This is a genomic window from Rhodospirillales bacterium (genome assembly GCA_016710335.1).
Lineage (GTDB): Bacteria > Pseudomonadota > Alphaproteobacteria > Rhodospirillales > Defluviicoccaceae > JADJXQ01.
Genome location: JADJXQ010000002.1, coordinates 153,048 through 165,705 on the forward strand (window position 1 = coordinate 153,048; position 12,658 = coordinate 165,705).

Consider the following 12,658-nt stretch of genomic DNA (forward strand, 5'->3'; position numbering starts at 1 on the left):
GGCTCTGTTGCGATGTTTCGTCTGACCCAATACATGAAGGAGCTGCTCACCCCGACCCCGCTCGGGCCAAGGCGCAACCCGCCGGGGCCGGTGGTCATCTGGAACTTGATCCGGCGCTGCAACCTTCGCTGCAAGCACTGCTACTCCATCTCCGCCGACATCGACTTCCCCGGCGAACTCAGCACCGGCGAGATCTACCGCGTCATGGACGACCTCAAGGCGTTCCGGGTGCCGGTGCTGATCCTGTCGGGCGGCGAACCGCTGCTGCGCCCGGACATCTTCGACATTTCGCGCCGGGCCAAGGCCATGGGGTTCTATGTCGGCCTGTCCTCCAACGGCACCCTCATCGACGAAGCCAACATCGCCGCCATCGCTGCCGTCGGGTACGACTATGTCGGCGTCAGCCTCGACGGCATCGGCGCCACGCACGACGCCTTTCGCGGCGCCGACGGCGCCTTCGAAGCGTCGATGCGGGCCGTGCGCCTGTGCCGCAACCACGACCTCAAGGTCGGGGTGCGCTTCACGCTGACCATGGACAACGCCCATCAGCTGCCGTCGCTGCTGGCCCTTGTCGAGGCCGGCGGGATCGACAAGTTCTACCTGTCGCACCTCAACTACGCCGGCCGCGGCAACAAGAACCGCGGCGACGACGCTCACTTCGAGACCACGCGGTGCGCCATGGACCTCTTGTTCGAAACGTGCCTCCGCTCGATTGAAGCGGGCCGCGACAAGGAATTCGTCACCGGCAACAACGACGCCGACGCCGTCTACCTGCTGCACTGGGCGCAGGCGCGGTTCCCGGATCGGGTAGAGCACCTCCGCGCCAAGCTGGCGCAGTGGGGCGGCAACGCGTCCGGCGTCAACGTGGCCAACATCGACAACGTCGGCGACGTCCACCCCGACACCTTCTGGTGGCACTACAGTCTCGGCAACGTCCGCGACCGGCCGTTCTCCGAGATCTGGCAGGACACCACCGATCCGATCATGGCCGGCCTCAAGCGAGCGCCGCGCGTGGTCAAGGGCCGCTGCGGCGCGTGCGCCCATTTCGGCATCTGCGGCGGCAATACCCGGGTGCGCGCCCTGCAACTCACCGGCGATGCCTGGCAGGAAGATCCCGGCTGCTACCTCACCGACGCCGAGATCGGCATCAGCGACGGCAGTCCGCGGGTGGCGGTAACGCCGTACCGCAAGGGCAGTCATGCCGTCCTCGCTCGTTAACCAGCGGCTCACGGGCGACGGAGCGGCACTCGCCCTTCTTCTGGCGCTGCTCTTGGTTGTCCTGTCGGCAGCAACCGCAGGCGCTGGAGATCGTCTCGACGCGGCGGCGATCTACGCCGAACAGTGCGCCGAATGCCATGGCGGCGACCGGCTCGGCGGCACCGGCCCGGCGCTGCTGCCGGAGAATCTCGACCGGCTGCGGAAGGACGCAGCGGTCAATGTGGTCACCAACGGGCGGCCGGCGACGCAGATGCCGGCGTTCGGCGAGACCCTGAGCCCGGACGAGATCGGAGCGTTGGTGAGCCTGGTCTACACCCCCCTCCCCGTCCCGCCCGAGTGGACCCTGGCGGACATGCGGGCGAGCCATGTTCTCCACACCCCTCTCGCCGCACTGCCCGACGCACCGGTCCATGATGCTGACCCGCTGAACCTGTTCACCGTGGTCGAGGCCGGCGACCACCACGCCACCATCCTCGACGGCGACCGCTTCGAGCCGCTCTGGCGGTTCCCGACCCGCTTCGCGCTGCACGGCGGCGCCAAGTATTCTCCCGACGGCCGCTTCGTTTACCTCGCCTCGCGGGACGGATGGGTCAGTCAGCATGACCTCTGGGGTCTGGTGCCGGTCGCCGAGATCCGCGTCGGCGTGAACACCCGCAACATCGCCGTCTCCGCCGACGGCCGCTGGATCATGGCCGGCAACACCCTCCCCCACACCCTGGTGATCCTGGACGCCGTGGGCCTGGCGCCGGTCAAGGTCATCCCGGTCGTGGGCGACAAGAGGCAGACGTCGCGGGTCAGCGCCGTCTACACCGCACCGCCGCGGCAGAGCTTCATCGCGGCGCTCAAGGACATCCCGGAAATCTGGGAAATCCCCTACCGTGACGATCCGGAACCTGTGCCGCAGGGTTTCGTCCACAGCTACGAGGCGGGGATGACGGAAGGCACGTTCGACACCGGTCCGTTTCCGGTGCGACGCATCGTGCTCAAGGATACCTTGGACGACTTCTTTTTCGACCCCGAGTACCGCAATCTCATCGGCGCCGCCCGCAACGCCAACAACGGCCAAGTGGTGAACCTGATCGTCGGCCGCAAGATCGCCGTCATCCCGCTCGACGGCATGCCCCACCTCGGCTCCGGCATCACCTTCGACTACCGGGGCGCACCGGTGCTCGCCACGCCGCACCTCGATCAGGCCGCGGTCAGTGTCATCGACATGTCCACCTGGACCAAGCTCAAGGAGATAGAGACGCTCGGCCCCGGGTTTTTCATGCGGAGCCACGACAACTCGCCGTACGCCTGGGTCGACGTGTTCTTCGGCCCGCACCGGGACGCGATCCACGTGATCGACAAGCGCACTCTTGAGATCGTCAAGACCCTGCGTCCGGCGCCCGGCAAGACCGCGGCGCACGTGGAGTTCACCCGCGACGGCCGGTACGCGCTGGTCAGCATCTGGGAGGACGACGGCGCCATCGTCGTCTACGATGCCGCGACGTTCGAAGTCGTAAAGCGCATCCCGATGCGGAAGCCGGTCGGGAAATACAACGTCTGGAACAAGATCACCTATGAGCGCGGCACCAGCCATTAGAGCGGGCCGCCGCCTTCAGCCCTCGGCGGGCGGGTCCCACCATTTCGACAGGTGGTGACCGAGGATGCGCTCGGGCACATCCTCGTAGTGCGAAACGTCGTTGAACAGCATCAGCCTGGCGCGCACCGGGTCCTTGAAATCAATGATGTTGAGACAGCAGGGGTGCTGGTCGAGGCGGTCGCGGTAGCCGCGGGCATCGAAGCCGAGCAGGGTCGAAATGAGCAGACGGATGGTCGCCTTGTGGGAGATCACCAGCACCGTCTCCCCCGCGTGCCGCACGACGATCTCCCTGATCACGGGCAGCGACCGGGCCAACACGTGCAGTCCCGACTCGCCGCCGCGCGGTGCGAAGGTGAAGGGGTCCTGTTCCCACGCGGCGTACTCTTCCGGGAACCGGGCTTCCACTTCGGAGCGGTGCATCCCCTCCCAGTGCCCATGGTCGATCTCGCGAAGCCCATCTTCGGCTTGCGGCGGCAAGTCGTGCGGCGCGGCGACGATGGATGCAGTTTCGACCGTGCGCTGCATGGGGCTGGTGTACACAGCGTTCAGGCTCTCACCAGCGAGACGCGCGGCGAGGCCACCCGCCTGCCGGCGCCCTTCGTCGGATAACGCGACATCGCTGGACCCTGCAAACCGGTCTTCGGCCGACAGCACGGTGGCCCCGTGGCGAACGAAAAACACGCGGGTGGTGACCATGCTCAAGACCTCTCCGTTGGCTCGGAACATCGTTCTCGAGGAGACACCTAGCCGAGCGCGGCCGCCTCAGCAAGCGCCACGCGATGCCGTCGCGAGAACGTACCGCACACACTTCAACGGGGCATCAGCTTGGCCGAGCCTTGTCAGCGTGGAACCTGCACTGCGCGTCGCGGAGTTGATTGGATTACAGGCAGATCAACCGTTCTGCGGCGTCGGCGCCGGTCACGGTGCCGTTGCGGCATTGCGGCCTGCCGATCCTGTACTTGCCAGCGCCGGTGTGGGAGAGCGGTCGAGCCGTAACCGGCACGCCCTGCATCGTCGGCGTCTCGACATCAGTCTCGCCCGAAAATCGCGTCGGCAGATCCAAGGTCGCAGACAACAGAATCGCCAGCAGTGCCGCCGACAAGGCCATGGCGAGGACAGCAGCGAGGTTTGGCGTGGCTGAGGGCACGGGCCTCGAAGGCGCAGACTGGATCATCATGAGAAAAACCTATTGCCGCGACGCGGCGTAGCTGTCACCGACTGTGCCGCATTTCCACGCAATTGTACCCCATACGGGTTGCATCGCAAGGAAAACATGATGCGGATCGTTTCGCAGTGCTCGCCTTGGCGCCGCGATGATCGGCGGATGTGCGTTGCTTTTTCAACCGATGCTGCCCATCCGGCGCAGGCGCGGCAGTCGCGCCAGATGGCGCGCCGCCACGGCATGCAGACGTCGCCGAGCGCCGTCGATGTTGAGGGCGTAGACGCACGCCCCGTAGGCGCCCGCGCCGAGCAACACTTGAGCGATCAGGAAGTGCCAGCCGAGGTACGGAAGCGTCGGCCACAGTGTCAGGCACATGACGACGCAGGAGGCCGCGACTTTCGCGGCACTGACTGCTGGAAACGGCAGCGGAAAGATGCGCCGCACCAACACCACCGACGCGACCAGCGACAGCGTGCGGGACAGCACCGCGGCGATGGCCGCGCCCATGATGCCCAACAGCGGAATGAGGAGCAGGTTGAAGCCGACGGTGGCGACCACGCCGATCAACGGCACGGGAAGCTGCTTTTTCGGCTGTCGTGCCGCCTCGAACGCGAAATCCGTGTAATAGCTGCGCATTTCGCCGAGCAACGCGGCGAGCACGATCAGGCCCAAAATTTCGATGAGGCCGGTGCGATACTGTTCACCGACCAGGACGGCGCCGATGTTCTGGCGCAGAAGCCATAGCCCGCACACCGCGGGCAACATCAAGCCGAGCAGTAGGGTGCAATAGCGCGACATCGAGGCGCGGCCGGCATGCAGTCCGCCCCGTTCGATCGCGCGCACCACCAGCGGCAGGCCCGCCATGCTGACGGCGCCGGACAGCAGAAAAAGGCTTCGCGACATCAGGTCGTAGCCGACCGCGTAGACGCCGGCGGCAGCCGCATCGACCATCGCGATGAGCAGAAAGCGGTCGAGCATGGTCTCGATGAAGCCGGCGATGGACTTGATGCAGGTCGGCCAGCCGAACCGCCAGAGGCGCGCAGCCCCGACGGGCGACCAGCGGCCCAAGCAGATTTCCCGCCAGTGACACGTGAGCACCAACGCCATGCACAGAGCCTGGGCGACGATCACCCCGGTCAACAGCGCGATCCCCTGCCATCCGGCGTAGAGCAGCAGAGTCAGGGACACTGCCACCTGAACGATGGCCCGCACCAGGTTGATCCACAGATTGCGTCCCCCGCGGAGGCTGGTCCGCACGAACGTCAGCGCGATCTCGGATCCGCCGAGAGCAGCCAGACACAGGGCCAGCAGCGTTGCCGGGAACCCGTACAAGGGCCGCCCGATGCAGATGTCGTAAGCAACACCCAGCACAAGAACCGCCGCCGCCAGTCCGGCGTAGCCATAGAGAGCCGTTGCGAACATGAGTTGACGCGAGCGCCCCACCCCCGACGTGAAGCGCAGAATGCCGGCCCGCATCCAACCGAACAGGGCGGCGGCGCCCATCATGGCGGCAGAGAACGCCACCGCGTAGGCGCCGTAAACGGCGGGATCGACCAACCGGGTATAGAGGCTGAGGCTCGCGAACGCGATCAGCGCCGGCAAGCCTTGGCCCAGCACGAACAGGATCGTATTGCGAAGCAACATCAGGGGCGGCCTCCGCGCCGATGTCGCGACCTTGCACATCGTTGATCTGGATTCAGCAACCCAACATCCTCGCTCCAGCCGCCTTGACCAAGATACTCGTTATACGGGATAATACACAACCAAATACCGTCAAGATAGCGGCGCGCCAGGCGCGGCGCGCGTCGTCGTGACGATCAGGAGTCAGTGCCGGGAGGCAACGCATGACCGTCGAGATCATTGAAGACGCTCGCGCTCTCGCGCCTTTGCGCGTTGATTGGAACGCGCTGGCGGGGCCGCTCGCAGCGCCGATGGTCACATACGACTGGATCCAAGCCTGTGCGTCGGCCAGCGAAGAGGCGGCGCGGCTCGCGATCGTGGTGGTGCGCGACGGCGCCACGGTGCGCGGCGTTGCGCCGTTGGCGATCGGCCGGCGGAACGGCATTCCGACGCTGGAGTTCGTCGGCGAACCCGTCTGCCACGTCAACGAGCCGTGCGACTTCCTCTATGCCGATGACGACGCGTTCATCGCCCTGATGACAGCGGTGGCCGCCATCGGACTCCCGCTTCGGCTCGACAGACTCCCGATCAACTCCCCGACCGTATCGTTGCTGACGCGATGCCGCGGTTATCTCGCGACGCCGCCTAAGGTCACGCGCGCGCCGTTCCTTCCGGTCGCCGGCAGCTGGGATCAATTCGTCGCAGCCTGGCCCAAGAGCCGCCGGCGCAGCGTCAAGCGGGCGCTTCGCGCCGCACAGGACCACGGGCCGGTCGCCTGCGAGATCGTGGCGCCGACGCCGGAAACAGCCGAAGCGCACATCCGCGACTTCCTGCGCATCGAGGGATCCGGATGGAAGGGGCGCGCTGGGACGGCCGCATGTTTGAACCCGCACAGCGAACGATTTTGGCGCTCCTATTGTTTGGCGCTGGCTGCCGACGGTGCGTTGCGGGTCTCGACGTTGCGGATCGGGAGCGTCGCTGTCGCCGTCCAGCTGGGCGCCGAAGTCGCTCGTCGCTACTGGGCGCTGAAGATCGGTCATGACGAGCACTACGAGGACGCGTCGCCGGGTTTCCTCCTCACCCATGAAACCCTTCGCGACACCTTTGCGCGCGGCTTGACCGGTTACGAATTCATGGGCGAGGACATGCCGTGGAAACAGCGCTGGACCGAGCGCACCCACGAGTTCGCGTCCGTTCGGCTTTATCCCGCTTCCTTGACCGGCATCGCCGGCCTCGGCGCCAACGCCGTCTGCTACACCGTGACCAGGGCCGGCCGCTTCGCCCGCCGCTACGCCCGACGCAGAGCCTGAACCCGCTCGACGGACGACCTTCCAAGTCTGCACCAGTCGCCACGCGCTGCCGTGGCTCCCGGAAGCCGGACCTGCGCAGGCAGGTCTGCAAGGCGAACTGCAAATCGGCGCACAACGTAATCCTGTTGTGGTACAGTTATACCTACATCTACAGTAGACCGACGACCCAACCGGGGGATTAGTCTGTGCGTGCTTGGTCGGTGTATCCACAGAGAACAAGCCTGATCTTCTGTCAATCTTCCATTTTTGTTGCTTTTGTTGTGCTTCCGCGCGACACATGACGTCAAGGACTTGAATGAGTTCGCTGGAACTTGGCGAGGGTGCGCGCTCTCAAGGAGATGCGCGGGGCGAGACAGAGAGATGTTGAACAAGCGGTATGCGGCGCGGCGGAAGGCGGCGGCGGTAGCGGACGCCGATCGCACGGTTCTGCTGTTCTTCGAGTTGACGGAAGTCGACAAGTGGATCCGCGGAGATCGCTTGATCCGTCGCGTGATCAAGGACCGCTATCGGCGCCTGACCGGCCGGCGACGAGTGCTCGGGGTTCAGCGCGCGTTTTTGCAGTTGGTGGCCGCGCTGGAGAGGGCCGGCTATCACGTGCAGATCAACGATCGCCGCAGCGCCCTCGATCATCCCCGCCACCCGATCGGCCTCTGCGGCTGGCCTCACGTACTGCATTGCTGGGACCTGCCCAACCCGGCGATTCTAGGACCGGGGTTGTTCGACCACCCTGGTCAAGCACCGAAGCTGATGGAGGATCCTCGGTATAGCCGGTACATGGTGAACTCTCCGTGGACGTTCGACCTGTTCCGTCCGTACTATGGCGACACCCTGTTCCAATGGTTTGCCGGCGTCGATACCGAGGCGTGGCCCGACACCCGCGATCACCCGAAATCCATTGATGTCCTGATCTACGCGAAGTTCCTGTGGGATCCGCCCGCCATGCGGAGGACGATGCTGGCGCCAGTTGTGGACGCGCTGGAGAGACGCGGCATGACGTGGCAGGTGCTGCACTACGGATCGCACAACCATGAGCAGTACAGGGACCTTTTGAACCGCGCGCGCGCCCTGATCTTCCTCTGCGAACACGAAACCCAGGGCATCGCGGTGCAGGAAGCCATGTCCTGCGGCCTGCCGGTGCTGGCCTGGGATGCTGGCTGGTGGCTGGACCCGGTCCGCCTCAATTATGGTCCGGCCGACGTGCCCGCCTCGTCCGTACCCTACTTCTCGCCCGAGTGTGGCGAGCGATTTTCGGGCGTCGGCGATTTCGAGCCGGCGCTCGATCGCTTCCTCGCCAGTCAGGCGGCATACGACCCCAGGCGCTTCGTCATCGACACCCTGTCCATGGACCGCTCCGCCCGCATCTACGCCGATGAGTATTTCGGATTGCTGCCGGCTCCGAGCGAGGGGCGCCGGCCGGTCCCGAGGTCTTCGCGGCAAACCCAGGCCATTAACGAGCGCCGGAGGAGACCGTGCCCCTGCTCGGCCGATCGGTCGTCTCCGGCGAGTGCCGATCCTCGCAATCATGTGTGACTGAAGGGCATCCAAGACCGCCGCAACCGGCCATTGAGGGAAACACGGACCTTTTCCTGCTAGGGATGGCCCGGACCGAGTTCCTGGAACCGCCCGCGCATCGAGACGCCATGCCCCAAGCCACGCCGCCACCTCCTGCCGCTGCGCCGTCGAGCGCTGACTGCTGGACCTTGAGCTTTCACGACGATTTCGACCATCTCGACCTGTGGAGTGAGGCGGGTGGGATCTGGAAGACCAGTTACGTGTGGGGCAACGACATCGTTATCAACGAGGAGTTGCAGTATTATGTCGACCCGAGGGTCCACGGCGTCATGCCGTTCCGCGTTGCCGATAGTGTGCTGAGCATCGAGGCGGCGCCGGCGCCCAAAGCCCTGCAGTCCGCGATCGGCGGCCAAGAGTACACATCCGGCCTGATCACTACGGAACAGGCGTTCGCTCAGCTGTACGGCTACTTCGAGGTGCGCGCCCAGATCCCGGCCGGCCAGGGGCTGTGGCCGGCATTCTGGATGCTGCCGTCGGTGGAGACATGGCCGGAAGGGGTGGATGTGCTGCCGGAGATCGACGTTCTCGAGGCTCTCGGGCAGGACCCGGCGACATATCACACCACCGTGCACAGCAACGCCGGCGCAACCACCGCCAACCAGCGCACCCACAGCGTCGGCGACCTCAGCGCCGGGTTTCACGACTTCGGGGTCGATTGGTCGCCATCGGCGATCACCTTCTACCTCGACCGTAAGCCGCTGAGCGTGGTGCCGACCCCGCCGGACATGCACACGCCCATGTACGTGCTTCTCAATCTCGCCGTCGGCGGGTGGGCAGGGGCGCCGGATAAAAGCACTGAATTTCCTGCCCACTTTCGCATCGACCGGGTGCGCGTCTACCGCCGTGCAGAGGCGGCCCCCGCCGCCTGCGAAGCCGGGATCGTGCCGGGCAGGCTCGAGCAATCGGAGACGCTGAGGAACGAGACGGGCACTTCGATGCTACCGCCGGCGGCGGAGTTACAGGCTCTCGGCTTCGCCGTGGATGGGGGCGTCGCGCCATGACGGCTTCGGTGGCGCCGATACCGGACGACGCGCAAAGGCGCGGCAGCGCGCGCGCTTCGCCTGCCACGTGGTCGGATGCAGTGTGGACGCTGCCCGACACCCTGCCGCCACATGCGGCCGAGCCCGACACCGCCCCGCGTGCGGCGCCGGTCATAGGGACGAACATCGTGGTGATCGCGGCATTGCTGCACGCCGCCGGAGCCGTCACCGCCGCGCTCGACATCGTGGCACTCGGCAGCGCCCTCGGAACGCCGCTGTGGCTGGCGATCTACGCTTGGTCAGCAGCCACACTGATCCGGCACCAGGGCATCCAGTGGATGGCGTGGCTGCTGCGCTACCGGCCGTTGCTGGTGGCGGTCACGGCCGGGGCCGCGGCATCCTACCTGTGGTCGATCGATCCGTCCTTGACCCTGCAACGCTCGGTGCATCTGGTCGGCACGTCGCTGTTGGCGATTGCCGTCGGCATCCATCTGTCGACACGGGCGCTGGTGACCGTGCTGACCTGGACATTCGCCATCCTCCTGCTTGGCGGCATCGTCGCTTCCGTGGCGGCGCCCGAAGTCGGCCTGCAAATCACCGACGGCGGACATGCGTGGAAAGGATTGCAGAACGACAAGAATGGCTTCGGCTTTACCGCCGCGTCGGCCGCCCTGTTTTTTATTGTTCGGGTGCTTGCTGAGGACGTGCGCCAGCGGGCATGGAGCCTTTGTCTCGGCCTGCTCGCTACCGCAGCATTGATCATGAGCGACTCGGCGACTTCCATCGTCGCCTGCGCCGTAGGGGCGATCGTCATATTGATGTTCGGCGCCTCCACCCTGGTGCGGCTGCATGGTGTCGTCGCACTCTGTGTGCTGATCGTCGGCGCAGTGTTCGCCTATGCGCTGGTAACTTTGGTGGACGCCGGCGCGGTGTTCGACGTCCTTGGTCGATCCCTCGATTTCACCGGCCGCTCGGAGATCTGGGACGCCGCATGGGCGCTTACCGAGCGCCGCCCCTGGCTCGGTTTCGGCTATGGCGCCGTGTGGTTCCCGCGCCCGGAGATGGTGGACGCACAGGCCGCGCTGCTCGGCACCACCTGGTCGGCTGCACATGCCCACAACGGTTTCCTGCAGGTCGCTTCGGAACTGGGCCTGCCCGCCGCCGCCGCGGCCGTCGCAGTCGTGCTGCGGCTGCTGATCGAGCCGATCCGGCTCTATTTCCGTCGCCCGTCGCCGCTGGTGCTGTTCGTGATCGGTCTGCAGGTCGCTTTCGCCGTCAGTAACATGTCGGAAGCACGCCTGTTCATCGACCGCAGCTTCCACTGGATCATGGCTGTCGCGCTGTCCATCGCCCTGCTCCGGTCCGCTCAGCGGCTGGGGTGGCTCTCGGGCGCGGCGCAGCCGGTCCGACCGTCGTTTCGGTAAAATCGACCCCCCATAGTTTCACCCTCCGTAATAGTGCGCCATAGCCTTCTTGTAGATGTGCGGGCGGCCGTAGGCGAACTCCGCATACTTGCCGAGGTCGGTGGCGTTGAGAACGACGCCGGCGATGTTGGCCCCGGCGTCCTGAAGAAGCCGCAGTCCGGTTCTGGCCTCTTCTCTCGAAGTAACTCCCCAGCGAGTGACGTAGACGGTCGCATCGAGGTTTCGCGCAATCAGGCTCGCGTCGCTGACTGCCAGCACGGGCGGTGAGTCGACGATCACAAAGTCGTTCATGGTCCTGAGCTGACCCATGCATGCGGCAAACATGCCGTTGTGCAAAAGCTCCTGGGGCGACTGCCTGCACTGACCCGCGACCACGACCCGGAGTGACGTCTCCGGATCGCGCTGCATGGCGGTCTCGAGTTCCGCATCGCCGGCCAAGACCTCTGCAAGCCCGACGGACGAGCTCAGGCCGAAGCGTTCAGCGGCCCTGCCGTGGCGCAGATCCGCGTCAACGAGGGTAACCGAGAAGCCCTGGTTGGCGAGCACCCGAGCATAACATGCAGCCACCGTGGTCTTGCCTTCGCAGGGATATGCCGAGGCAATCAGGATCGAATGCGGCCGAGCGCGCCCGCCGCCGACGGCAAGACCGGCGTGCAGGGAGCGGAGCGCTTCCGTGTAGGATGACCTGGGGTAGCGCAACACGTACTTCAGGGGGTCCTCTCGGCGGAACCACCCGCCCCGGATGGCGGGAATGACCGGCAAGCCGCGATAGCCGGTCAACCGTTCGATCTGCCGCGGGCTTCGGAAACTGCGGTCGAGGCTCTCCATGATCAACGCCAGGGCGGCCGCGGCCGACAGCGATCCGATGAAAGCCAGGGCAACGAACAGCTTTTTCTTCGGGAACGACGGGTGAAGTGGAGTTTCGGCGTAGGAGATCACCTGCGCGTCCGCCTCCTGGAGCTGCTGAACGCCGGCGGTTCTCTTGAGCCACTGCAGAAACGTCTCGAGCACCGCCTGGTTGGCGGTCGCCTCCCGCTCGAGCGCACGCAACGCACCCTGGTTGATGTTGAGGTCGCCGACTGCACTGGTCAAGGCTTCCAGCGCCTCCGCAACCGTCGCTTCCTCGACCCGCGCCACTTCCACTTCGCGTCGCAGTGCGACGACGACCCGTTGCGCCTCGGTGGCGATGTCGGCCCGGATTCGCTGCAGCTGCGCCTCCAGCTTGCGCCGTTGCGAGTAGTTGGGACCGATGTCGGCGCCCAACTCCGCCAGGCGGCGGTTCAGGCCGTACTCCTCTGCCCGCAGGTCGGAGATCAGCGGGTGCGCGAGCGCCTCCGGCATGTTCACCCAGCCCCCTTCGCCCGCAGCTTCGACCCGCTCCAGCTTGGATTCAAGGCCGACGCGGCGGGCGCGAGCGGCGGCCAGCCGGGCGCTCAAATCGCTCAACTGCTGCGAAATGATGGTTGAGCCGTTACCTTCGAGGAGACCTGATCTCTGCCGATAGCGTTCAACGGCGGTCTCGGATTGCGTTACCGAACTGCGCAGGTCAGCAAGCCGATCCTGCAGCCAGACGGTCGCTTTGGTGGCCGCCTCGACCCGCGCTTCGATACGGGTCGCGACGTAAGTGTCGGCGACGGCGTTGGCGATGCGCGCCGCCATGACCGGATCATGATGCTCGACCGACACGCTGATGACCCGCGACCGGCCCTCGCGCGAGACCTCGATCCGGTCGAGCAAGGCCTTGACCGCCTGCGCGCGCTGGGCGGCCGAACCGGCTCCCGCTGGCT

10 protein-coding genes are annotated in these 12,658 nt (G+C 65.9%); 6 read left to right on the top strand and 4 right to left on the bottom strand.

Annotated features, from left to right (window positions below; genetic code table 11):
* Positions 1 to 12 precede the first annotated feature (12 nt).
* The gene (gene nirJ, locus IPM60_03965) at positions 13 to 1,218 is read left to right on the top strand and encodes a heme d1 biosynthesis radical SAM protein NirJ (protein MBK8907071.1); all 1,206 of its coding nucleotides are present in this window, start codon (positions 13 to 15) and stop codon (positions 1,216 to 1,218) included.
* Complete coding sequence (locus IPM60_03970) at positions 1,199 to 2,803, top strand: c-type cytochrome (GenBank protein ID MBK8907072.1); 1,605 nt, start codon at positions 1,199 to 1,201, stop codon at positions 2,801 to 2,803. The genes nirJ and IPM60_03970 overlap by 20 nt, the downstream gene beginning before the upstream one ends.
* 15 nt (positions 2,804 to 2,818) lie before the next feature.
* Here the strand turns inward: IPM60_03970 and IPM60_03975 are convergent, their stop codons facing one another.
* The 3 genes from IPM60_03975 to IPM60_03985 form a co-directional block, all read right to left on the bottom strand.
* Positions 2,819 to 3,499, bottom strand: coding sequence for a histidine phosphatase family protein (locus IPM60_03975; protein MBK8907073.1), 681 nt, complete (start codon positions 3,497 to 3,499; stop codon positions 2,819 to 2,821).
* A 184-nt stretch (positions 3,500 to 3,683) separates the two neighbouring features.
* Complete coding sequence (locus IPM60_03980; GenBank protein MBK8907074.1) at positions 3,684 to 3,911, bottom strand: hypothetical protein; 228 nt, start codon at positions 3,909 to 3,911, stop codon at positions 3,684 to 3,686.
* Between the two features lie 231 nt (positions 3,912 to 4,142).
* A complete protein-coding gene (locus IPM60_03985) occupies positions 4,143 to 5,609 on the bottom strand; it encodes a lipopolysaccharide biosynthesis protein (GenBank protein ID MBK8907075.1) in 1,467 nt (488 codons plus the stop codon).
* Between the two features lie 200 nt (positions 5,610 to 5,809).
* Here IPM60_03985 and IPM60_03990 point away from each other — a divergent pair, with 200 nt between their 5' ends.
* The 4 genes from IPM60_03990 to IPM60_04005 all read left to right on the top strand — a co-directional run bounded on the left by IPM60_03990 (position 5,810) and on the right by IPM60_04005 (position 10,871).
* Positions 5,810 to 6,895, top strand: a complete 1,086-nt coding sequence (locus IPM60_03990) for a GNAT family N-acetyltransferase (protein MBK8907076.1) — start codon at positions 5,810 to 5,812, stop codon at positions 6,893 to 6,895.
* A 360-nt stretch (positions 6,896 to 7,255) separates the two neighbouring features.
* The gene (locus IPM60_03995) at positions 7,256 to 8,425 is read left to right on the top strand and encodes a glycosyltransferase (GenBank protein MBK8907077.1); all 1,170 of its coding nucleotides are present in this window, start codon (positions 7,256 to 7,258) and stop codon (positions 8,423 to 8,425) included.
* A 110-nt stretch (positions 8,426 to 8,535) separates the two neighbouring features.
* The gene (locus IPM60_04000) at positions 8,536 to 9,468 is read left to right on the top strand and encodes a glycoside hydrolase family 16 protein (GenBank protein ID MBK8907078.1); all 933 of its coding nucleotides are present in this window, start codon (positions 8,536 to 8,538) and stop codon (positions 9,466 to 9,468) included.
* Positions 9,465 to 10,871: an O-antigen ligase family protein gene (locus tag IPM60_04005; protein ID MBK8907079.1), complete on the top strand. Its 1,407-nt coding sequence runs from the start codon at positions 9,465 to 9,467 to the stop codon at positions 10,869 to 10,871. Before IPM60_04000 ends, IPM60_04005 begins: the two co-directional genes overlap by 4 nt.
* Positions 10,872 to 10,889: 18 nt before the next feature.
* Here the strand turns inward: IPM60_04005 and IPM60_04010 are convergent, their stop codons facing one another.
* Positions 10,890 to 12,608, bottom strand: a complete 1,719-nt coding sequence (locus IPM60_04010; protein ID MBK8907080.1) for a polysaccharide biosynthesis tyrosine autokinase — start codon at positions 12,606 to 12,608, stop codon at positions 10,890 to 10,892.
* Positions 12,609 to 12,658: the final 50 nt, after the last annotated feature.